Source organism: Streptomyces sp. NPDC058284 (assembly GCF_042881135.1).
Classification (GTDB): Bacteria; Actinomycetota; Actinomycetes; order Streptomycetales; family Streptomycetaceae; genus Streptomyces.
Map to the genome: position 1 here is coordinate 594,676 of NZ_JBHVYE010000001.1, position 21,921 is coordinate 616,596.

General features: G+C 72.9%; 16 protein-coding genes. 11 read left to right on the forward strand and 5 right to left on the reverse strand.

What is annotated here, in order from left to right; translation table 11 throughout:
* Window positions 1-107: 107 nt before the first annotated feature.
* Together ACFVYR_RS02305 and ACFVYR_RS02310 are read left to right on the forward strand one after the other, a co-directional pair.
* The gene (locus ACFVYR_RS02305; RefSeq protein WP_384247712.1) at window positions 108-1,571 is read left to right on the forward strand and encodes an amidase; all 1,464 of its coding nucleotides are present in this window, start codon (window positions 108-110) and stop codon (window positions 1,569-1,571) included.
* Window positions 1,572-1,671: 100 nt separating this feature from the next.
* Window positions 1,672-3,309, forward strand: a complete 1,638-nt coding sequence (locus ACFVYR_RS02310; RefSeq protein WP_384247714.1) for a GMC oxidoreductase — start codon at window positions 1,672-1,674, stop codon at window positions 3,307-3,309.
* Between the two features lie 42 nt (window positions 3,310-3,351).
* On the opposite strand, the gene ACFVYR_RS02315 is transcribed toward ACFVYR_RS02310, so the two are convergent.
* On the reverse strand, window positions 3,352-3,843 hold the full coding sequence (locus tag ACFVYR_RS02315; protein WP_384247716.1) for a carboxymuconolactone decarboxylase family protein: 492 nt from the start codon (window positions 3,841-3,843) through the stop codon (window positions 3,352-3,354).
* Window positions 3,844-3,846: 3 nt separating this feature from the next.
* Window positions 3,847-4,923, reverse strand: a complete 1,077-nt coding sequence (locus ACFVYR_RS02320) for a dihydrodipicolinate reductase (protein WP_384247717.1) — start codon at window positions 4,921-4,923, stop codon at window positions 3,847-3,849.
* 112 nt (window positions 4,924-5,035) lie between these two features.
* On the opposite strand from ACFVYR_RS02320, the gene ACFVYR_RS02325 reads away from it, so the two are divergent.
* The gene (locus ACFVYR_RS02325) at window positions 5,036-7,825 is read left to right on the forward strand and encodes an ATP-binding protein (protein ID WP_384247719.1); all 2,790 of its coding nucleotides are present in this window, start codon (window positions 5,036-5,038) and stop codon (window positions 7,823-7,825) included.
* A gap of 748 nt (window positions 7,826-8,573) precedes the next feature.
* Here ACFVYR_RS02325 and ACFVYR_RS02330 read toward each other — a convergent pair.
* On the reverse strand, window positions 8,574-9,317 hold the full coding sequence (locus ACFVYR_RS02330; RefSeq protein WP_384248013.1) for an SDR family oxidoreductase: 744 nt from the start codon (window positions 9,315-9,317) through the stop codon (window positions 8,574-8,576).
* A gap of 264 nt (window positions 9,318-9,581) precedes the next feature.
* Here ACFVYR_RS02330 and ACFVYR_RS02335 point away from each other — a divergent pair, with 264 nt between their 5' ends.
* The 7 genes from ACFVYR_RS02335 to ACFVYR_RS02365 all read left to right on the forward strand — a co-directional run bounded on the left by ACFVYR_RS02335 (window position 9,582) and on the right by ACFVYR_RS02365 (window position 18,045).
* Window positions 9,582-10,358, forward strand: a complete 777-nt coding sequence (locus tag ACFVYR_RS02335; RefSeq protein WP_384247720.1) for a Clp protease N-terminal domain-containing protein — start codon at window positions 9,582-9,584, stop codon at window positions 10,356-10,358.
* Window positions 10,359-10,592: 234 nt separating this feature from the next.
* The gene (locus tag ACFVYR_RS02340; RefSeq protein WP_384247722.1) at window positions 10,593-11,765 is read left to right on the forward strand and encodes a radical SAM protein; all 1,173 of its coding nucleotides are present in this window, start codon (window positions 10,593-10,595) and stop codon (window positions 11,763-11,765) included.
* Between the two features lie 7 nt (window positions 11,766-11,772).
* Window positions 11,773-13,953 (forward strand): DegT/DnrJ/EryC1/StrS family aminotransferase, encoded by a 2,181-nt coding sequence (locus ACFVYR_RS02345; protein ID WP_384247724.1) that lies wholly within the window; start codon window positions 11,773-11,775, stop codon window positions 13,951-13,953.
* Window positions 13,950-15,122, forward strand: coding sequence for a hypothetical protein (locus ACFVYR_RS02350; RefSeq protein WP_384247725.1), 1,173 nt, complete (start codon window positions 13,950-13,952; stop codon window positions 15,120-15,122). The genes ACFVYR_RS02345 and ACFVYR_RS02350 overlap by 4 nt, the downstream gene beginning before the upstream one ends.
* A 7-nt stretch (window positions 15,123-15,129) precedes the next feature.
* Window positions 15,130-16,236, forward strand: a complete 1,107-nt coding sequence (locus ACFVYR_RS02355; RefSeq protein WP_384247726.1) for a hypothetical protein — start codon at window positions 15,130-15,132, stop codon at window positions 16,234-16,236.
* Window positions 16,237-16,260: 24 nt separating this feature from the next.
* Entirely contained in the window at window positions 16,261-17,124 is an 864-nt protein-coding gene (locus ACFVYR_RS02360; RefSeq protein ID WP_384247728.1) for a phytanoyl-CoA dioxygenase family protein, read from the forward strand.
* Window positions 17,125-17,187: 63 nt separating this feature from the next.
* The gene (locus ACFVYR_RS02365) at window positions 17,188-18,045 is read left to right on the forward strand and encodes a class I SAM-dependent methyltransferase (protein WP_384247729.1); all 858 of its coding nucleotides are present in this window, start codon (window positions 17,188-17,190) and stop codon (window positions 18,043-18,045) included.
* Between the two features lie 30 nt (window positions 18,046-18,075).
* Here ACFVYR_RS02365 and ACFVYR_RS02370 read toward each other — a convergent pair whose 3' ends face one another.
* Both ACFVYR_RS02370 and ACFVYR_RS02375 read right to left on the reverse strand, forming a co-directional pair.
* A complete protein-coding gene (locus ACFVYR_RS02370; protein ID WP_384247730.1) occupies window positions 18,076-19,032 on the reverse strand; it encodes a Gfo/Idh/MocA family protein in 957 nt (318 codons plus the stop codon).
* A 59-nt stretch (window positions 19,033-19,091) separates the two neighbouring features.
* Window positions 19,092-20,093, reverse strand: a complete 1,002-nt coding sequence (locus ACFVYR_RS02375; RefSeq protein WP_384247732.1) for a zinc-binding dehydrogenase — start codon at window positions 20,091-20,093, stop codon at window positions 19,092-19,094.
* A 273-nt stretch (window positions 20,094-20,366) separates the two neighbouring features.
* Between ACFVYR_RS02375 and ACFVYR_RS02380 the strand changes: the two genes are divergently transcribed.
* Entirely contained in the window at window positions 20,367-21,887 is a 1,521-nt protein-coding gene (locus ACFVYR_RS02380; protein WP_384247733.1) for a glycoside hydrolase family 3 protein, read from the forward strand.
* Window positions 21,888-21,921 lie beyond the last annotated feature (34 nt).

The window sequence follows — 21,921 nt, forward strand, 5'->3', positions numbered from 1 at the left end:
TGCCGGTCCTGCGACCCGCTGCTACGGTACCAGCCCGTGCCACGCGATACCGGGCGGTATCGCGCGACACCGCAAGGTATCTTCTTCTCTGCCGGGAGTGAGTGACAGTGCGCATCACCGAGTACGTGAGCCACGACGCGGTCGGGCTCGCCGAGCTGGTCGCCAAGGGTGAGGTGACCCCCGCCGAACTGGAGGCGGTCGCACGGGAGGCCACGCGGGCGGTCGATCCGCGGATCAACGCCGTCGTGGAGACCTGGCCGGCCGACGACGAGCCCCGCCCCGGCAGTTCGCCGCTGGCCGGGGTCCCTTTCCTGATCAAGGACATCGCGGTGGCCATGGCGGGGCGGCGCATGGAGCTGGGCAGCCGGCTCGCGGCGGGCCACGTCTGCGCCACCGACTCCTTCCTGATGCGGCGGTTGCGCCGCGCCGGCCTCGTGACGTTCGGCCGCACCTCGACGCCGGAGATGGCCTACAGCAACACGACGGAACCCGTGCTGTACGGCCCGACCCGCAACCCATGGGACCTGCGGCGCAGCGCGGGCGGCTCCAGCGGGGGCGCGGGCGCGGCCGTCGCCGCCGGGGTGGTGCCGATCGCCCACGCCACCGACGCCGCGGGCTCGATCCGCGTCCCCGCCTCCTACAACGGCCTCTTCGGCCTGAAGCCCACCCGGGGCCGGGTCTCCGCGGGCCCCGATTTCGACGAGATCTTCAACGGCCTCGCCGTGCACGGCAGCGTCAGCCGCACGGTGCGGGACAGCGCGGTGCTGCTCGACCTGATACGCGGCCCGGAGCCGGGCGATCCCTACTTCGCCCCGGAGCCGCCCCGGCCGTACGCGCAGGAGGTCACCCGCGCGCCGGGCGCCCTGCGGGTCGGCGTCCTCGGGCAGGCATGGGGCGGCCACCGCACCACCGCGCCCGTGGCCGACGCGCTCTCCCGCACCGCGGGTCTGCTCGAATCCCTCGGCCACCACGTGGTGGAGGCCGAGGCCGGTCTCGGGGTCGACTGGGAGGAGTTCGTGCTTGCCAGCGCCCGCCAGTGGACGGCGAACCTCACGGCGTCGGTCGACGCACTGGCGGCCGCCTTCGGCCGGCCCGTCGACTCGACCACCCTCGAACCGCCGGTCCTTGCCAGCTACCACTACGGGCGGCGGGTGAGCGGCGCCGAGTTCGTCGACGCCCTCGCGGTCCGCAACCGGGTCTCCCGGAGCCTGGCGCGGCACTTCGACACGTACGACGTGCTGCTCACCCCGACGGTGCCGGAGCTTCCCGTACCCCTGGGCACCCACGCCGAGGGAGCGACCGAGCTCGACGGTCTTGGCTGGCTCCGCCGCCTGCTCGATCTGTCGCCGTTCACCGTGGCGTTCAATGTCTCGGGCACGCCCGCCATGTCCGTGCCCCTGATGGCCGACGCGGGCACGGGGCTTCCGATCGGCATGCAGTTCGCCGCCGGGTACGGGCGCGAAGGCCTGCTCTTCCGCCTCGCGGGACAGCTGGAGGAGGCGAGCCCGTGGTCGGGCCGTACCCCGGCGGTCTGGGCGGGCCACCACCTGGACAACCACCCGGACCACTGAGGGCCTCGCGCGGCTGGAAATTACTCATAGGTATGCCGTGACTTCATACACTCGCAGCAGTAGAACTCGTTTCTGTTCAGCCAAACGTGAGGAAGATCACATGAGCGCATCTGCCGCGCATGGCACCACTTCTGATGGTGTGTCACGTCGAAGGTTCATCGCGGGAACGAGTTCTATTCTGGGGGCGGTCGCGCTGGCCGGTCAGGCCTCCCCGGCGCGGGCGAGGGCCACGGCCGCACCGATCACCGACGGCGCCGACGTACCGGCCCTGGTGATCGGGAGCGGATACGGCGGGTCCGTCGCCGCCCTGCGGCTCGCCGAGGCCGGTGTCGACGTGCACATGATCGAGATGGGCATGGCCTGGGACACCCCGGGCGCCGACGGCAAGATCTTCGCCAACACCACGGCCCCGGACGTCCGTTCGTACTGGCTGCGCACCCGGACCAAGCAGCCCATCAGCAACTTCCTGGGCTTCCCGCTCGACAAGGACGTGCCGCGCCACACCGGAATCCTCGACGCCGAGGAGTTCGGCGGCATCATCGTCTACCAGGGCCGCGGCGTCGGCGGCGGTTCCCTGGTCAACGGCGGCATGGCGGTCACCCCGAAGCGCGAGAACTTCGGCGAGATCCTCCCCACGGTCGACGCCGCCGAGATGTACGGCACCTACTACCCGCGGGCCAACGCGGGCCTGGGCGTGAACACCATCGACCCCGCCTGGTTCGAGACGGCCGAGTGCTACCAGTACGCCCGGATCGGCCGCAAGCACGCGCAGCGCTCGGGCTTCGGCTTCACCTTCGTGCCCGACGTCTACGACTGGGAGTACATGAAGCGGGAGCAGGCGGGCACCGTCCCCAGGTCGGCGCTCGCGGGTGAGATCCTCTACGGCAACAACCACGGCAAGAAGTCCCTCCAGCAGACCTACCTCGCCCGCGTCAGGGCGACCGGACGGGTCACCATCTCGCCACTGCACCGCGTCACCTCGGTCACTCCCGCGGCCGGTGGCGGCTACACCGTCACGATTCTGCAACTCGGCACCGACGGCGAGACCACCGCCACCAAGTCGGTGACCGCCGATCGGGTCTTCTTCGCCGCAGGCAGCGTCGGCACCAGCAAGCTCCTGGTCAAGCTGAAGGCCACCGGCGCCCTGCCCCGCCTCAACGGCGAGATCGGCCAGGGCTGGGGCGACAACGGCAACGTCATGTGCGGCCGCGCCAACCACCTGTGGGACGCCACCGGCAAGCTCCAGTCGTCCATCCCGACGGCCGGCATCGACAACTGGGCCGCGGGCGGCGTCTTCGCCGAGGTGGCGCCGCTGCCCACCGGCATCGAGACGTACGCCTCGTTCTACCTGTCGATCACCAGGACCCCGCACCGCGCCGCGTTCAGCTGGAACGCGGCCGCGAACCGGGTCGACCTGAACTGGCAGACCGCGTGGAAGCAGGCCTCGATCGACGCCGCCAAGACGATCTTCGACAAGATCAACGCGAAGGAGGGGACGATCTACCGCACCGACCTCTTCGGCACCTACAAGATCTGGGGCGACCACCTCACGTACCACCCGCTCGGCGGCGCGGTGCTCGGCAGGGCCACCGACAACTACGGTCGCCTGCAGGGCTATCCGGGGCTCTATGTCATCGACGGCGCCCTGATCCCGGGCAACACCAGCGTCAACCCGTTCGTCACCATCACGGCGCTCGCCGAACGCAACATCGAGAAGATCATCGCCACGGATCTGTGAGTCCGCCGCCGGGGGCGAGGGCGGGGGTTCAAGGACAGGCCCTCAGGGCCGGGGCAGCACGCACACCGTGTCGAGCCCGAGTACGTGGTTGAGCCGGCCGAAGGCGAGCCACGACCCGATGCTCATGCTCAGCTCCACGATCTCCGCCTGGCTGTAGTGCGCGGTCATCCGCGCCCAGAACGCGTCGTCCAGATGGTGGTGGTCCAGGGCGTACCGCTCCGCGTACTCCGCGGCCAGCCGGGTGCGGTCGTCGAAGGCGTCGGTGGTACGCCACTGGGCCACCGCCTCGGCGAACTCGCTCTCGACCTTGTCCCCGTCCCGCTCGGTGCGCCAGTCCAGGCAGAACGCGCAGCCGTTGATCTGGGCGATCCGCAGCCGGGCCGCCTCGAACTCCCGCAGCCCCAGGGTGGTGTGGGCGTACACCGCGAGCGAGAAGTTCGACGCGGCCGCCCCGATCTCGGGCACCATGTCGCCCCACACGTACGGGATGGCGTCCTGGCCCTCGGGTATGTCGATGCGCAAGGGACCACTCATGCGTCACTTCCTTCCCAGTCGTCCCGCTGCCGGGCGCAGCGGGACGTCGAGCGCGTCATAGAGGCCGGGCTCGGCGTCCACCAGCCAGTCGACGGCGTTCACCAGGCGGCCCACCGCGGTGGCGTTGCCGCCCGCGGAGCGGTTCTCGTCCTCGTCGGTGGCCTCGACCGTGACCTCGATGCGCGGGCGGCCCTCGACGATCACGCGGTGGGCGCCGTCGCCGCCGTCGGGGGGCGAGGGCCAGTGGGGCGCGCAGGAGGGGTGGATGCGGGTGATGTGCTCGATGACGATGCGGGATTCGCCCCCGACGACGCCCTGCACCTCGAAGCGGACCGCGCCCTGGGTGCCCGCCGCGAACTCGCCCATCGTGCGGGTGCGTACCGAGGCGTCGAGCGGGTGGCGCTCCAACGTCTCGCGCAAGCCGTCGAGTTCGACGTCCAGCGCCCGCGCCAGCAGCCGTATCTGTCCGCCCCACACCATGGTCGGCACCGAGGGCGCCAGCATGGGCGGCTCGTACTCCATCGGGTGCCCCATGCCGATCAGGTGCCGTACGGAATCCTCCTGGTCGTACGTCGAGTAGTCGAAGATCTCCTGGCAGCGGATCGCGTCGACGGTGGAGCCGAGGCCGCTGGCAAGGAGCGGCAGGACGTCGTTGGCCCAGCCGGGGTCCACACCGGAGACGAACAGCGACCCGCCGCCCGCCGCGACGGCCGTGAGCACCGGGTCCCTGAACTCCGGCGGTGCGCCCCGCCGTTCGTAGAGCGGGTACAGCGCGGGCGTGACGACCACGGCCCCGGCCCGCACCGCCCGCACGACGTCGGCGAGCGCCTCGTCGGGGCGCAGGTCGCCGGAGGCCGCGTAGACCACGGCGCGCGGCCCGGCGGCGAGGACCGCCGCCACGTCATCGGTCGCTGTCACCCCCAACCCCCGCCCCATTCGCGCCAGTTCACCGGCGTCGACGCCGACCTTGGCGGGGTGGTGCACGAGCACGGCAGCGAGCGTGAGACCGGGATGGGCCACCACGGCGCGCACGGCCGCACGGCCGACGTTGCCGGTGCCCCAGACCACCGTGGGAATCATGCGCGGAGGGTAGCGAGGGGCGGCGACGGTTGACAGAGGCACGGCCCGAGAAGAAAAGATCCGTCCGCTTCCGTGCCTCTCCGAAGTCGCGTACCGCCGGTACGCTTTACGTATGCTCCTGGGGCGTTCCGCGGAATGCGCGCGTCTTCTCGCTCTCATCGACAAGGCACGCGGGGGCGAGAGCGGCGCCCTGCTCATCCGCGGTGAGGCCGGGATCGGCAAGACCAGCCTGGTCAGTCATGTCGCCGGGCAGGCCGACGACCTGCTGCGGCTCTCCACGCGCGGCGTCGAGGTCGAGTCCGACCTGCCCTATGTGGGCCTCGCCGACCTGCTGCGGCCCGTCCTGCACTTCCTCGACCGCATACCCGAACGGCAGGCGGCGGCGCTCACCGGCGCGCTGGCGCTCGGACCCGCCGTCGCCCAGGACCGCTTCGCGGTGGCCGCGGGCACGCTCAGCCTGCTCGGCGCGCTCGCCGAGGAGAGCCCGGTCCTGGTCACCGTCGACGACGCGCAGTGGCTCGACCCGTACTCGCTGGACGCGCTCGCCTTCGCCACCCGCAGGCTCGGCCGCGAGGGCGTCGTCGTCCTGTTCACCGCCCGCGACGAGCAGGAGGAGGCCGCGTCCCGGCTCGCCTCCATCGAGACGTTCACCCTCACCGGCCTCGACCCCGAGTCCGCGCACCGGCTGATCGCCGAGAAGGGCACCGCACAGCTCACCGAGCGGGAGGCCGCCCGGCTGCTCACGGAGGCGCGCGGCAATCCCCTGGCGCTGATCGAACTGCCCGCGCTGCTCGCCGGGAGCGGCGCCGGTGACGACGTGGACTCCGGGGCGCCGCTGCCCATCGGCGAGATGCTGGCCCACACGTTCGGCAGCGCCGTGGCCAGGCTGCCCTCGGAGGCGCAGGACGCGATGCTGCTGCTCGCGGTCCTCGGGACCCGGCCGCTGGCGGGCACCGAGGCGGCGCTGCGGGCGCACGGGCTCAGCTACGAGTCGCTGGAGACCGCCGAGGCCGCGGGCCTGGTCGTCGAGGAGCGGGACGGGTACGCCTTCCGGCATCCGCTGGTGCGTTCGGCGGTCTACCACAGCGCGACGGCCGTGCGCAGGCGGCGGGCCCACCACGCCATCGCCCGCTCCCTGCAGGGCGCCACCGCGCCCGCGCTCGAACAGTACGCCTGGCATCTGGCCGCATCGGGCGCCGAACCGGACGAGCATGTGGCGTCCCTCCTGGAAAACGCCGCCGCCGGGGCCCCCGACACCCTCGCGTACCCCCTGGCCTCCCGGCTCTACGAACGGGCGGCGCGCTTCACGCCTGAGGGGCAGCGCAAGGCGGAGCGGCTGCTGTGCGCGGCCCGCGCCTCACAGGCCGCGGGATCCCTGGACGAGGCGGCCGCGATCCTGGACCGCGCCCTGGAACACGCCGAACAGCTCGGCACCCAGCTCGACATCCGCCAGCTCCGCTGCTACCTGGACGTGCAGCGCGGCCGGCCGACGCGCTCGCGCGACCTGCTCAGGTCGGCCGTCGACGAGGCCGAGAAGGTCGACCCGGCGCTCGCCGCGATCATGCTCGGCGGCATCGCGCTCACCGAGCTTGCGGTCGGCGACCTCACCGCGGCCCGGCGCACCTCGGCCACCGCGATGGAGCTCGCCGACTCCGCGCACGAGCCGCCTGCGCCCGTGCGGCTGCTGCGCACGCTGGTGCTGCTGCTCGGCGGGGACGCCGAGGCCGGCCGGGCGCTCCTGCGCGAACTGGCGGGCCCGCTCGCCGCGCCCGACCCCACCTTCCCCTACCCGGTCGCCGGGGTGGGCGGCCTGTGCCACCTCGCGGCGGAGGAACTCGACGAGGCGCACGACCTGTTGGACCGCGCCGCGTACACGGCGCGCGGTTCCAGCGCGGTGGGGCTGCTCTCGCACCTGCTCGGCACGCTGTCGGTGGTCGAGTTCTGGCGGGGCCGCTGGACGGCGTCGCTGGCCCACGCCGACGAGGCGGTGCGGCTCGCCGAGGCGTCCGGGCAGCTGATCGAGGTGTCTCGCGGGCTCGCCGCCCTGGTCAGGACCGAGGCCGCCGTCAACCGCGAGGAGGACTGCCGGCGGCACGCGGCGCAGGCCATGGAGTGGGCCGCCTCCACCGAGCTGCAACTCGACGCGGCGCGGGCGCTCGGCGGGCTCGGCCTCCTGGAGCTCGGCCTCGGCCGCTTCGAGGAGGCCGTGCACCACCTGGAGGAGGTGCGGGCCTTCTCGCAGCGGCACGGGCGGGGCGACGGCCTGTATCTGACATGGGCGGCCGACCTGGCGGACGCGTACGTCCATCTGCACAGGACCGCGGAGGCGCGCGAGGTCCTCGACGTCCTGGAGTGCGAGGCGGCCCGCGGTCACCGTCCCGTCACGGCGGGGGCGGCGGCCCGGTGCCGCGGGCTGCTGGAACCGGGCGATCCGGAGGCGGCGTCGCGGCACATGAGGCGCTCCCTCACGCTGCTCTCCGAGCGGCCCGTGCCCTTCGAACGGGGCCGGACCGAGTTCGCGTGGGGCGAGCAGCTGCGCAGGCAGGGGCGGCGCAGTGAGGCCCGGCGGCTGCTGGAGCGGGCGCTCGCCACGTTCGAGCGGCTCGGCGCGGCGGGGTGGGCGGCGCGGGTGGCGGCGGAGCTGCACGCGGCGGGCGGCACCGAAGTGCGGCCCGAGCGGGCCCCGTTGCAGCGGCTGACGCCGCAGGAACTGCAGGTCGCGCTGGTGGTGGGCCGTGGTCTGACCAACCACGAGGTGGCGGAGCGGCTGTTCCTCAGCGTGAAGACCGTCGAGTTCCACCTGAGCAACATCTACCGCAAGCTCGACGGGGTGCACCGCAGGGCGCAGCTGGTCCGCCTGCTCGCGCAGGCTTCCGAGGTCTCCGAGGCGTCGGGGGTCTGAGGGCCCGTCCCTGAGAGCCTGTCTTTGAACCCTCGTCGTCCGCGCGAAGCGCGGGCGCAGCGGTGGATTGGGGCCTCCCCTGCTCGAGCGGAGCCGAGAGCTTGGGGAAGCGTGCGATCGGAGTGCGGAGTTCCAGGTCATGTGGCGGAGCCACCTGTCCTGGGGCTCCGTGCGCCGAGGGCGCGTGCCGGGCGCCGCTGCGCAGACGGGGGTTCAAAGACAGGCTCTGAAGGTCGGGCGGGGCAGTCCGGCCTTGACCGGACCGTCGGGGCCGTGTCGCGCGGGCTCCGGGCCCACTTCGCGCCGCGTGCGGCCCCCACAGCCGTACGGGCAGCGATGGCGTGCGCCCGGTCCCGGATACGTCCCGTACCCGAGCGGGGGTGCCTACGGGCACCCCCGCCCCCCGCCCTCGCGACGGTCGCTCCCCCGATGCTGACGGGCCGTCCGTCCGGCCGTACACCCCCGTAGTACGTCCGGCCACCGGTGTTGCTCCCCTGTTCCGGTGTTTCGGGTCCGCCGCGTCTTCGCGACCGTGGGTACACCATGGCCCCGTACGCGGACGGGGGCGACAGTGAAAACCCTGGGGTCCGGTTACGGGGGCCACGGCGGTCTGTCGGGCCCGGCGGGGCGGGCGGGGCAGGTGGGGCGTACGACCTCGAACGCAGTGTCGGTGAACCGGTGGCCCCCGGGCCCGGCCGCGCCCCGGGGCGGCCCGACCCAGGGTTTTCCTCGGGCAGTCCGCGGCGGGTCAGCCGGCGCCCCAGCCGCCGTCCACGGGCAGTGAGGCGCCGGTGATGTAGCCGGTGTGCGGTCCGCAGAGCCAGCGTGCCACGGCGGCGACCTCGGCGGGCTCGATGAGGCGTTTGATCGCGGAGCGGTCGAGCAGGACGTCCGTGACGACGTCGTGCGGGGCGATGCCGTGCACGGCGGCCTGGTCGGCGATCTGCCCCTCGACCAGTGGCGTACGTACGTAACCGGGGTTGACGCAGTTGCTGGTCACACTGTGCGCGGCGCCTTCGAGCGCGGCGACCTTGCTGAGCCCCTCCAGGCCGTGCTTGGCGGCGACGTACGCGGACTTGAAGCGGCTGGCCCGCAGTCCGTGCACGCTGGAGATGTGCACGGCCCGGCCCCAGCCCCTGCCGTACATGTGCGGCAGGCAGTGCCGCAGCAGCAGGAACGGCGCGGTGACCATCAGGCGTTGGAGGAGTTCGAAGCGGGCCGGGTCGAACTCCTCGATGGGCGCGATGTGCTGGGCGCCCGCGCTGTTGACCAGGATGTCCACGGCGGTGGGCAGTGCCTGGACCGCTCCCGCGTCGGTGAGGTCCACGGCGTGCGGGACACCGTCGACGGCGTCGGCCACCGCCTTGGCCGACGCCCCGTCGATGTCGACGACGTGGACGAGGGCACCCGCGGCGGCGAACGCCTCGGCGCAGGCCCGCCCGATGCCGCTGCCGCCGCCGGTCACCAGGGCGGTGCGTCCGGCGAGGTCCACGTGGTCGGGGCCTCCATCGGTGCCGTTGCCGGTGCGCGGGTGCCCGGCGGGGCCGGGATGTTCGCTCGTCATGGCCGAAAGGCTAGTGAGCGACGGCCGTTCCTCCCATGGCCGCGGGCACCACAGTGCGGGGCGCGGAGGTGTGAGCGGGCCCTGTGCCCCGGCACCTCTCGTGGCGGCCTTGCCGCTCTCCCCCCACCGACAGTTCACGGCAGGTGTCAACCGTAGGTTGACAGTGCCCAACTGTCAACCTACGGTTGTCACATGACACCTTCCGACGGCACATCCGGTGCGTCCGGTACAGCAGGCCCGTCCCCCACCACCCCTCAGACCCCCATCCGCCTCGACGATCTCATCGACGCCATCAAGACGGCGCACACCGACGCACTCGACCAGCTCTCCGACGCAGTCATCGCCGCCGACCACCTGGGCGACGTGGCCGACCACCTCATCGGCCACTTCGTGGACCAGGCGCGGCGTTCCGGCGCCTCCTGGACCGACATCGGCAGGAGCATGGGCGTCACGCGGCAGGCGGCCCAGAAGCGGTTCGTACCCAAGAAGCCGGGCGAGAGCTCCGACCTCGACCCGAACCAGGGCTTCAGCCGCTTCACCCCCCGGGCGAGGAACGTCGTGATGGCCGCGCACAACGAGGCCAAGGCCACCCAGCACGACGAGGTCCGCGCGGAACATCTGATCCTGGGCCTCCTCAGCGAGCCGGAGGCGCTGGCCGCCAAGGCGATCGTCGCCTCGGGCGCCTCCCTGGACGACGTCCGCCGGGCTGCCCTCGACGCGCTGCCCGCGACGGCCGCCGAGGCCCCAGAGGTCATCCCGTACGACGCGGGGGCGCGCAAGGTGCTTGAGCTGACGTTCCGCGAGGCGCTGCGCCTCGGCCACAACTACATCGGCACCGAGCATCTCCTGCTGGCCCTGGTCGAGTTCGAGGACGGCGCGGGTCCGTTCACCGGCCTCGGCCTCCAGAAGGAGTCCATCACGGCCTGGGTCACCGAGGCGCTCGACAGGCTGCACCCGAAGAGCGCGTAGCGCTTGGCAGCCCGTGCCCCGGCCGGGGCGCGGGCCGTCCGCGAGTACCACGCCGAGGGGCTCCCCGAACAGACCGGGGTGCTTGATTCCGCCATAAACTACCCAGTTGTCTAGACCCATTGACACCCCTTCCGGCGCTCCCTAATGTCGCCATTACCGCTCGAAGAACGTCACCGCACATCGATCATGCGTGGGGGGTTCGTGAACAGCACACCTGCTGCCGGCGATATTGGAATGGCATTCCCGCAAAATCGCGAGGGCCTGCCCATCGTCAGCCTCGATCAGGCACACTCACCGCAGAAAGTACTCGCCCACGGAGAATTGCTGCGGCGATTCGTGGCGGACGAGGAGATCAAGCCGGTCCATATGCGCATCGGCATCATGGGCGCCTGCAATATGCGGTGCAATTTCTGCAACTTCCACTCCCCCAACGAGGAACAGTTCTACGACCTGTTCTCGTTCAAGGACTCCATCGCCACCGACAAGGCCGTCACCCTGCTGCGCGAGTTCGCCGCCAACGACGGGCGCGCCGTGACCTTCTGCGGCAGCGGCGAGTGCACCATCCACCCCGGGTACACGGAGATCTGCCGGGCCGGGCACGCGGCCGGACTGCGCATCGGCCTGATCACCAACGGCTCCCGGCTCGGCCGCCCGAAGGTCGCCGAATGCGTCGCCGCGACCCACACCTGGGTCCGCATCGGCCTGAACGCGGGCACGGAAGCCACCTTCGACGACATCACGCGGGACCGCGAACAGACGTTCTCGAAGTTCATCGGCTCGGTCGGCAAGCTCCGCGAGAAGGCCGTCGACCCGGACTTCCGCATCGGCTTCAACTACGTCATCACCCTGCAGAACTACCGGGAAATCATGGAGGCGGCCCATATCGCCCATGAGTCCGGGGCGCATTACGTACGCTTCGAGCCCGAGTTCTACAGCGCACTCGGACACGAGACCATCGAATCCGTGATGCCGGAGATCTCCGACTCCCTCCAGCGCGCCGCCGAGCTCTCCACGGACGCCTTCGAAGTGTCGGTGCCCAAACTCGACCGGGGCCCCATGGACCAGGTCGAGGAGGTCGAGGGCGATTTCGAGCGCTGCCACTACAGCCGCTTCGTCACGGCCGTCGGCGCCGACGGAAATCTCTACCCCTGCCCGCAGGTCCACCTCAACAGCCGCTACCTGATCGGCAATGTCGTCGAGCAGGGGTACGCACAGGTCCTGGAAGGCGGGCCGCGCGCCGAATGGGAGGCGTCCAACCCGCGCAGGACCGACCTGTGCAAGTCGTGCTTCTACCGGCCGCAGAACGAGCTCCTGGAGCTCCTCAAGCGCGGTCAGATCAAGCTCGACGAGGCCCTGGACGCCTACTCGCTGGAAGTGCCGAGCACGTTGCACGGCGACTTCGTCTGAGCCGCGCATGCAGCTACGTCACCTCCAGAGGCTGCTCGCCGCCGAGCCGGCCCTGCGCCCCACCGAACCCCACAGCACCGACAACAGCACCGGCGCCACCACCGCGAACAACACCGAAGCGCACGCGACCCGGTCCCGCCGGGTCCGTGCCGTCGTCGAGCGGCTGGCCCGTGTGGAGCGGGCCCCGCTCGCCGTCGCCGAATCCACCTCCTCCGCGCGTGACGGGCTGCACCACGAGCGGCTCCTGCTCGAATCCCCCGTACGCGGCCCCTTCCACGCCACCCTCCTTGCCCCGCCGAACGCCGCCCCGGGACCGGCCGTCCTCGTCCTCGGCGGCAAGAACGCCCGCCTGGACCAGCTCACCGGAGACGTGCCCCCGGACCACCCCGACCGCAATGTGGCCGAGCACCTGGCGCGGGCCGGTTTCGTCACGCTCTCCTTCGACCACGGCATCGGCGGCGCCATGGACGCCGACCGCAGGGCCGGCCGGGACGAAGGGGCGCTGCTGGCCCATGCGTTCGCCCTCACCGGCCGCTCCCTGCTCGGCGCCCTCACCGGGGACGCCCTCGGCGCGCTGGACGTCCTCACCGCGCACCCGCTCGTCGACCCGCACCGCGTCGGTCTGTTCGGCCACAGCCTCGGGGCGGCGGTCGCCCTGCACACCGCGCTGCTCACCGAGCACCAGGACATCCCGCTCTGCGCGGCCAGCCACATCGGCAGCTACCCGGCCCTGTACGAAAGGCTGTTGACCGGTTACGAGGGCGCGGTGCTTCCCGGCATCCTGGAGTACGCCGACCTCCCCGACCTGTACACCGCCCTCGCCCCGGCCCCGCTCCAGCTCCAGTACGGCACGGCCGACACCTACCTGGAACCGGCCGACGCACGCGCCGCGGCCGACCGCGTCCTTGCGGCGTACACGGCCGTCGGGGCGGACGCGGAGATCCACGCGCTGCCCATGGGGCACGGCACCCACGTCGGCCACGCGGCGGACTTCTTCAGACGTACGCTCCCACCGCGGACCGCACCGGACGGCAAAGCCCCGGGCCCCGGGCGTCAAGTGCCCGCCCAGCGCATCCACTTCGAGGTGTCCGAGCGCCGCGTCGTACTCGACCGGGTCGACGCGGCGCTCGCCTCCGGCATCCTCACCCAAGGTCCACAGGTGGCCCGCTTCGAGGAGCTCGCCCGGCCCTGGACCGGCGCGGAGACCGCGGCGGTCGCCTCCGGCTCGGCGGCCCTGGAGATCGCGCTGCGCATCGTCGGCGTGGCGGGCCGCACGGTGCTCGCACCCGTCAACACGTTCTTCGCCACGGCCGCGGCGGCCGTACGCGCCGGGGCGGCCGTGCGCTTCGTCGACATCGAGCTCGACGGTCTGGGCATGGACCCGGACGCCCTGCGCGCCGCCCTCGCCCGGCATCACGACACGGCCGCCGTACTGCCCGTGCACATCGGCGGCATCGTCTCGCCCGCGCTCGACGCGGTGCTCAAGCTCTGCCAGGAGCGCGGCATCCCGGTGGTCGAGGACGCCGCGCACGCCTTCGGCGCCACCCTCGACGGGCGTCCGGCCGGGAGCTTCGGCCGGTTCGGCGCCTTCTCCTTCTTCCCCACGAAGGTCGCCGTCAGCGGTGAGGGCGGACTGCTCTGCGCCGCCTCGGCGGACGACCTGGAGCAGGTGCGGCGCTGGCGCGACCACGGCAAGAGCGCCCCGGGCTCCACGCTGCACGACCGGCCCGGCGGCAACTGGCGGCTGAGCGAACTGCACGCCGCCGTGGGCACGGTGGACCTCGAGCGCTTCTCCCGCACGCTCGCGGCGCGCCGTGCGCTCGCCGCGCGGTACGACGCGCTCCTCGCCGACGTGCCGGGAGTGCGGACGCACGACGTGCCCAAGGCCGCGGGCAGCAACTTCTACAAGTACGTCCTCTACCTGTCCCCCGACGCCCCACTGGACCGTCCGCTCCTCAAGAAGCGGCTGCGCGAGCGGCACGGCGTCGCCCTGGCCGGTGAGGTCTACGACCATCTGCTCTGCGATCACCCGTACTTCGCGCCACAACGTCAACAGGACGCGGGCGACGGCGCGTTCACGCGGGCCCGCTGGTTCGCGCGGCACCACATCGCCCTTCCGCTGTACCCGTCCCTCACGGAGGCCGAACAGATTCAGGTGGCCGCCGCGCTCCGCAGCGAGCTGCCGTGACCGCCGTGCTCCGCGCTTTCCGCAGGGGCGAGTGGCGGACGTCGCTCGACCAGGTGCCCCTGCCGGGCCCGCCGGGCAGCGGACTCTCGCTGGTCCCGGAGATCGTCGCCGCCGCGGACCGGCGCTGGTGGGACAGCGCACTCCCGCAGCTGCCTCCGCTCACCGGGCGCCGTGAACTCCTGCACGCCGCAACGGCGTTGTTCGACCGGGGCACCCTCGCCGTCGGCGGCATCGGCGAGCAGAGCGCCGGGGACTTCCGCTCGGCGCTGTGGGAGAGTGCGGGGCTGCCGCGCGCCCTGGTCGACCGGTGGTGCGCGATGCTGCGGGACGGCCTGCTCAAGCGGGGCGGGGCCCCGGAGCCCGACGGCCGCCTCGCCCTGGTCGCACTGCCGGGCAACACCTTCACCTGCCTGGAGTCGGTCTGCGACCAGGCCGAGCGCTCGGCGGGCGTGTGGGTGCGCCCGAGCCGGCGCGAACCGCTCTCCGCCGCCCGGTTCGTCGCCGCCCTGCTCGCGGCGGGCTGGCCCCCGGAACGCCTCGGCCTGTACCCCACCGAACAGCGTTTCCTGCCAGGCCTGTTGCGGCTCACGGACCGGCAGGTCGTGTACGGCGGCGCCGGGCTCGCCGCCTCGGTCCGCGACTCCCCCGCGCTCACGCTGCACGGCCCCGGCCGGGGCTGCGCCCTGGTGCCGCCGGCCATGCCCGTCGACGAGGCCGTGTCCTGGCTGCTGCCGCTGGTCGCGGCGGACTCGGGGCGGTTCTGCAGCAACGTACGCACCGTCGTCTGCGAGGCCCCCGGCGCGGCCGAGCCCCTGGCCCTGGCACTCGCCGCCGCACTCGACGCGCTCCGGCCCGACGGCGAGTGGCCGCTGACCGCCTTCCGTGAGCCGGGCGCGGCCGAGAGCGCGGCGCGCACCGTCCACGACCGCCTGCGCCCCGGCGACCGGCTCCTCACCCGCCTGCCGCCCGTCACACACAGCGCGACGCCCGACGTCCACGCAAGTCCTCAACTCGCCCTGCTCGGCGGCCATTTCACGACAGACACCGTCTCCCACCCCCTCATCGGCCACGAGGTCCCCTTCCCCTTCGCCGCCGTCCTGAGCGCATCGCGCGCAGCAGTGCGCGCCATCACCGCCGAGTCCCTGTTCGTGTACCGCCCAGCGAAGTGAGGCCCGGATGACCACCGCCTTCGGCACGCTGCCCGACGTGCTGCGCGAACGCGTCCCTGAGCTGGGCGTCGACCTGGACACCTGGACGCGCCGCATGATGCGCTGGCACTTCGACCCGGAGACCGGCAGCCCCTTCTGGGTGGCGCGGCGCGACAAGCTCGGCTTCGACCCGGTCAGGGACATCGACGGTTTCGCCGCCCTCGACCGCTTCGGCCTCTTCGACAAGGCCGAGCTGCGTGCCGCGAGCGCCCGCGACCTGCGGCCGCGCGGCTACCACGACCGGCCCTTCCGGGTCTTCGAGACCGGCGGCACCACGGGCGCGCCCTGCCGGATCGTCAACGTCACCCGCCTCGCGTACGACGTGGAGATCTACCGCACGGTCCTTGAGGCGCGCGGGGTGGCGGGCGGCGACGTGCTCGCGATGACGCCGAGCGGCCCGCACGCGTACGGGCACTTCGTGGAGGGGCTCGCGGACAGCTGGCGCGGCGCGGTGCACGCCATCGACTTCGATCCGCGCTGGGTGAAGGCCGCGCTGCGCTCGGGCGGCACGGCCGACGCCTACACCGCCCACCTGATCGACCAGACGCTCGCGCTGCTCGCCGCCGAGCGGCCCGCGCTGCTCTTCACGACCTCGCGGCTGCTCGTGGAACTCGCGATGCGGCTGCCCCGCCCCCTGCACACGTACGGCATCCGGGCGGTCTGCACCGGCGGCACCTCGTGCTCCGCCGCGGAGGCGGAGTTCCTGCGCGAGGAGCACCTGCCGGGGGTGCAGTGGATCGACACCTACGGCAACACCCTGGTCGGCCATGCGCTGCAGGCCGACGCCGTGGCCGGCGCGCCCGCCGTACCGGGCGGGACCGGCCACTCCTATCATCTGCCGCCGCCCTTCGCGGTGTTGCGGGTCGTCGACCCGGCGGACCCCTGGCAGGAAGTCGCGGTCGGGCAGCGGGGCCGCGTACGGGCCACGACCCTCCTGGAAGACCTCTTCCTGCCCAACCTTCTGGAGCGGGACAGCGCGGTGAGGACCGGGCCGCACCCGTGGTTCCCCTGGGACGGAGTCGCCGCCGTGCGGCCCTTCCAGGAGTCCGCGGAGGCGGTGGAAGGCGTCTACTGACCGAAGGATCGAGGGACACGCACCGTGAACTTGTCGTCGAACGGCGTACCCATACCCTTCACGCCGGAGCTCTTCGGCCCGCTGCGATCCAGCGCGGACCTCCGGGCACCGGCGGCCGACCCCGACGTGCTGCGGGAGCGGCTGCACGCGGACGGCTACCTGTACCTGCCGGGGCTGCTCGACCGCGCCGAGGTGCTGCGGCTGCGCGGCCGGTACTTCGCCCTCTTCCCACCGGGTCTGCTGGCGCCCGGAACCACCCCCGTGGACGGCGTCTTCTCCGGGCGGGTGCCCGCGGGCGTGCCCGAGCACGGGGTGGAAGGCCATCCGGCCCATGCCTTCGTGCGCTCGGCGCCCTTCGCCCACTTCGTGAGCAATCCGGTCCTGGCCGAGCTCGCCGCCCACCTTCTGGACGGCAAGGCGGAGATGCTGCCGCGCCGCATCCTGCGCCACTTCCACCGGGGCACCCGGCGCGCCTCGCGTGCGCATGTCGACTTCGACTACATGGACGAGGGCTCCCCGCGCGTCGTCACCTTCTGGATCCCCGTCGGCGACTGCCCGCCGCGCACCGGCGCCCTGGTCTATTTGGAGGGCTCGCACCGGCTGTCGCCCGAGGAGTACGCCCCGCTGCGCGACGTCACCGACCGGCCCGGGGACCGCCGGCAGATCTGCCACGATCTGGAGCTGACCGCCCGCACGCTGGGCCGCCGCTGGCTGCACGCCGACTTCTCGGCAGGTGACGTGATGGTGCACCTGCCACGCGTCATCCACGCCTCCCTGGACACGACGACGGACACGATGCGGCTGTCCGTCGACGCCCGTTTCGTACGCTCGGGCGACACCCCGGACCCTCGCTGGCTACGGCCGTGGTCGGCGGACGACGGCGCTTGAGGGCACCCGTGGTGGGGAAACTGTGACGGAGCCGGAGGGGCGTCCGCCGCGAAAGGGAGCACCATGACCGACGAACCGGGCGCCGCGCCGGACAGCACCGCGATGCGGACCGCGCTCTGGCGGGCCCTGCACCTCCAGGTCGACCAGCCGCCGCACGTGGTCGAGGACGAGGTCGGCCTGCGCCTCGTGGCCCCGGACGAGGCGTGGCGCGACCGCCCGGACATGGACGCGCGGGCCACCAGCGCCTTCCGGGCGTCCGTCGTGGTCCGCGCCCGTTTCGTCGAAGACCTGATCGCCGAGCAGGCCGGCCTCGGCGTCACCCAGTACGTCATCCTGGGAGCAGGCCTCGACACCTTCGCCCAGCGCAAGCCCGACCTCGCCTCGCGCCTGCGGGTCTTCGAGGTCGACCGGTCCGCCACGCAGACCTGGAAGCGCCGTCGGCTGGTCGAACTCGGCTACGGCGTCCCGGACTGGCTGCACCTGGTGCCGGTCGACTTCGAGGCCGGTGCCTCCTGGTCCGAGGAGCTGGCCGCGGCCGGATTCGACCCCGCCCGGCCCGCGGTCGTCGTCTCCACCGGCGTCAGCATGTACATCAGCAAGGCCGGCACCACGGCCACGCTCCGCCAGGCCGCGGCCCTCGCCCCCGGCTCGACGTTCGCCATGACCTTCCTGCTGCCGTACGACCTCGCCGACCCCGCGGAGCGCCCCGGCCTGCGGACGAGCGAGGAAGGCGCACGCCGGTCGGGCAACCCCTTCGTCAGCTCCTACACTCCGCGGGAAGTGCTGGCCCTGGCCCTCGAAGCAGGCTTCAAGGACGCCCGGCACGTGGCGGGTGTCTCGCTCGCACAGCGCTACCTGGCCGACCGCACCGACGGCCTCCACCCCTCGACCGGCGAGGACCTGCTGCTCGCCTTCACCTGACACTCGCCTCCCCCTCAGCGCCTGGCAGATTCAGCCCCACGGCCTGACCGCCCGTCCGCCCGCCGCGTCCGAGCGCTCCGCCGCGACGATCACGTCGTCGACCAGCACGGCCTCGGCCAGCGGACAGACGGGGACGGTGCCCGTCGCGACGGCGGCCGCGAAGTCGGCGATCAGCGGCTGGTGCGGGTTGGCCCCGGGCGGCAGCAGGAGCGACGACGACGGCCCGGCAGCGCCTTCGACGCGGCCGGAGTCCAGCGGGTCCAGGCGGACGGTGCGGTCCCCGCCGGTGAGCCGCATCCGGTCCACCGGCGGCCCGTCCCCCCACTCCACGAGGCAGTGCGCCCGCAGCCCCGAGCGCCAGCGCAGGGTGACCTCGGCCTGCCGCTCGGCGCCGCGCGGGAAGCGTCCGCCGAGCCGGGCCGTGATCTCCTGCGGCCGCCCGAACAGGTGGAGCAGCAGATCGATCCGGTGGCTTCCGGCGTCCGCGAGGACACCGCCGCCCGACACGGCGGGGTCGGTGCGCCAGCGCATCGGATCGTCGGGCCCCGGCTCGAAGGAGCACCGGAACCGCACCTCCACCCGGTCGGGCGTCCACCCCTCCAACTCCTCGCGCAGCCTGCGTACGGCGGGTGCGAGCCTGCGGTAGTAGGCGACGCCCGCGCACGGCCCCGCCGTGTCGAGGGCGCCGCCGGTGCCGAGGCCGCCGGCGAGCGGCTTCTCGATCAGTACGGGCAGCCCGGCCGCCAACACGGCCTGGGCGAGCGGCACATGGCCCACGACGGGCGTGGCGACATACACGGCGTCCACACCGGACAGCAGCACGCCGGGGTCGCCGCCGGACCGCGCGACGCCGTGCCGTTCGGCGATGTGGGCGGCGCGGCGCGGGTCACGGCCCCAGAGGGCCACCGGTACCTCACCGAGCGCGTGCAGGGCGGGCAACACCCGCCGGGTCACGATGTCGCCGTATCCGGCGATGCCCCATCTCACGCCGTTTCCCCCTTCTCCCGCACCTCGCCCCTCGCCCCTCGCCCCTCGCCCCTCGCCCCTCAGGGGACGATCGCCACCTTCAGCGTCGCGGGGGGCGGGCCGTCGTAGGGGGCCTGTTCGGCGTCCGGGAAGAGGGAGCGGCTCGCGGAGAGCTGTTCCATGGCCTTGGGGAGTTCATCGAGCGGGTAGGTGTGGGTGAGGAGGTCGGGCAGGCGCAGGGCTTCGGTGCGGCGGTGGGCGAGGCGTTCGGCGACGGCGAGCGCCTCGGCGCGAGCGGTGTCCAGCGGCTCGGCGGAGCTGTGCACGCGCAGGCCCTTGCGCTCCCAGGTGACCAGGTCGACGGTGACGTGCGTGTCCACGTGGTGGGTGCCGAGGAGGACGACGAGGCCGTTCTGCCGTACGAGTCGCACGCAGGCGTTGAGGGTGGTGGGGGTGCCGACGGCGTCCACGGCCACGTCGAAGTCGGCGCCGACGGCGTCCAGTTGTTCGGCGCTGCCGTCCACGCGTCGTACGGCGTCGGCTCCCGCCGCCAGGGACCGCTCCAGGCGCCAGTCGTCGAGGTCGACGGCGACGACCTCGGCGGCGCCGCGCGCCACGGCGACCCGCAGCGCCATCTGCCCGACAGGCCCCTGCCCGACGATCGCCACCCGGTCGCCGAGCCTGACCCCGCGCGTGGCGTGCACGGCCAGTGGAAGGAGCTGCAGGATCGCGCCCTGCTCGAAGGGTACGGAGTCGGGGAGCGCGCCCACGGCGACCTCCCTGGCGAGCGCGTAGTCGGCGTATCCGGTGGTGAGCGGCGTCCGCACGAAGACCCGCTGGCCGGGTACGACGCGGCGCACACCCGCGCCGGCCGCTTCGACGACCCCGGCGATCTCGTGGCCGAAACAGCCCTGGGCGCAGTGTTCCCGCAGCCCGTGGTAGTGGAAGTAGGCGAGATCACTGCGGTTGCAGACCGTGCAGGCCCGGACCCGGACGAGCACCTCGAGCGGGCCGGGTTCGGGCACCGCGACGTCGGTGACCAGCCTGATGTCGCGCCTGCCGACGAGTTCGTACCTGCGCATGACCCTCTCCTCCAGCGGATGCGATCAGCGGTTGCGATCAGCGGAAGTCTCAAGGATTCACCAACTCGCGCCGTGTCATGGTGTATTCGCCCGGCTCGACCGGTTCCGACTCCTTGACAGCCCTGTTTGGTACGAGCCAATATCCACTATCCGATTGGCCTGGACCAATCAGCAGGAGTCCCACTGCACGACCGGTGCACCGTACGTCTCACGCATCGTCCTGCGCCCACGCACCCGCATCAGCCACGTACCCGCATCTTCGGAGGTCGCGCCATGGCACCGAGCAGTGACCCGACTCTGGAGCACCTCGCCCACTCCGTGCTGCAGCCCGGCTTCGAGGGCACCACGGCCCCCGACTGGCTCCGCCGCAGGATCGCCGACGGCCTGGGCTCCGTCGTGCTGTTCGCGCGGAACATCGAGACGCCCGAACAGGTCGCGCGGCTCACCTCGGACCTGCGCGCGGAGAACCCGGACCTGATCGTCGCCATCGACGAGGAGGCCGGCGACGTGACCCGCCTGGAGGCCTGGACCGGATCGTCCCGCCCCGGCAACCTCGCCCTCGGCGCCGTCGACGACATCGACCTGACCGAGCGCGTCGCCCACGACATCGGCCGCGACCTGCACGCCGCGGGCATCTCGCTCAACTTCGCGCCCAGCGCCGACGTGAACTCCAATCCGCTCAACCCGGTCATCGGCGTGCGGTCCTTCGGGTCCCGCACCGCCGTCGTCTCCCGGCACACCGCCGCCTGGATCCGCGGTCTGCAGGGGGCCGGTGTCGCCGCCTGCGCCAAGCACTTCCCCGGCCACGGCGACACGGTCGTCGACTCGCACTACGGCCTGCCCCAGGTGAAGGGCTCCGCCGAGGAGATCGCGCTCACCGCGCTGCCGCCGTTCATCGCGGCGATGGAGGCGGGCGTCCGCGCGGTGATGACCGCGCATCTGCTCGCCCCCGCGTACGACCCGGACCTGCCCGCGACCCTCAGCCCCCGCATCCTGGTGGAGCTGCTGCGCGGGGAGCTGGGCTTCGACGGCCTGCTGGTCACCGACGGCATCGAGATGGGCGCAGTGACCGACCGCTACGGCATCGACGGGGCGACGGCGATGGCGGTGGCCGGTGGCGTGGACGCGGTCTGCGTGGGCGGCGAGAGCGCCGACGAGGCAACGTTCGACCTGCTCTCCACGGCCCTGGTGAAGGCGGTGCTCGAAGGCAGGCTCCCCGAGGCGCGGCTGGCCGAGGCCGGCGCGCGCGTACGGGAGTTCGCCGCCTGGTCGGGCGAGCGGTCCCGGGCCGTGGCCCGTGACGCGGGACCCTCCGACATCGGCCTGGTCGCGGCGCGCCGCGCGGTGCGGGTACGCCACCGCTCCGGCACCGCGAAAGCCGCCCTGCCGCTCGCCGGCACACCGCACGTCGTGGAGCTCTCCCCCACGATGAACCTCGCCGTCGACGGCCACACCCCCTGGGGCGTCGCCGTACCGCTGCGCGACCTGCGCCCGGGCACCACGTCCGTACGCCTGACGGAGCCCGAACTCGCCCACCACGGTGACCTCGTCGACCGCGAGGTGCTGACTCCGGCGACGGGCCGCGCGCTGGTCGTCGTAGTGCGCGACGCGGCCCGGCACCGCTGGATGACCGACGCCCTGAGCCGGATCCTGCGCAGCCGCCCCGACGCCCTGGTCGTCGAGATGGGTGTCCCGGCGGGCGACGCGTTCGGCGCCACCCACCTCGTCACGCACGGCGCGACCCGGGTGTCGGGGATCGCGGCGGCGGAACTGCTCGCGGGCGCCGCGAGCTGATCCGCCGCCCCTCGGGGTTTCGGTCACAGAGCAG

Excerpts from the sequence above, each read along its gene's own strand:
- ACFVYR_RS02310 (WP_384247714.1), top strand. The coding sequence starts at position 1,672 with ATGAGCGCATCTGCCGCGCATGGCACCACTTCTGATGGTGTGTCACGT.
- ACFVYR_RS02315 (WP_384247716.1), bottom strand. The coding sequence starts at position 3,843 with ATGAGTGGTCCCTTGCGCATCGACATACCCGAGGGCCAGGACGCCATC.
- ACFVYR_RS02320 (WP_384247717.1), bottom strand. The coding sequence starts at position 4,923 with ATGATTCCCACGGTGGTCTGGGGCACCGGCAACGTCGGCCGTGCGGCC.
- ACFVYR_RS02325 (WP_384247719.1), top strand. The coding sequence starts at position 5,036 with ATGCTCCTGGGGCGTTCCGCGGAATGCGCGCGTCTTCTCGCTCTCATC.
- ACFVYR_RS02335 (WP_384247720.1), top strand. The coding sequence starts at position 9,582 with ATGACACCTTCCGACGGCACATCCGGTGCGTCCGGTACAGCAGGCCCG.
- ACFVYR_RS02340 (WP_384247722.1), top strand. The coding sequence starts at position 10,593 with ATGGCATTCCCGCAAAATCGCGAGGGCCTGCCCATCGTCAGCCTCGAT.
- ACFVYR_RS02345 (WP_384247724.1), top strand. The coding sequence starts at position 11,773 with ATGCAGCTACGTCACCTCCAGAGGCTGCTCGCCGCCGAGCCGGCCCTG.
- ACFVYR_RS02355 (WP_384247726.1), top strand. The coding sequence starts at position 15,130 with ATGACCACCGCCTTCGGCACGCTGCCCGACGTGCTGCGCGAACGCGTC.
- ACFVYR_RS02365 (WP_384247729.1), top strand. The coding sequence starts at position 17,188 with ATGACCGACGAACCGGGCGCCGCGCCGGACAGCACCGCGATGCGGACC.
- ACFVYR_RS02375 (WP_384247732.1), bottom strand. The coding sequence starts at position 20,093 with ATGCGCAGGTACGAACTCGTCGGCAGGCGCGACATCAGGCTGGTCACC.
- ACFVYR_RS02380 (WP_384247733.1), top strand. The coding sequence starts at position 20,367 with ATGGCACCGAGCAGTGACCCGACTCTGGAGCACCTCGCCCACTCCGTG.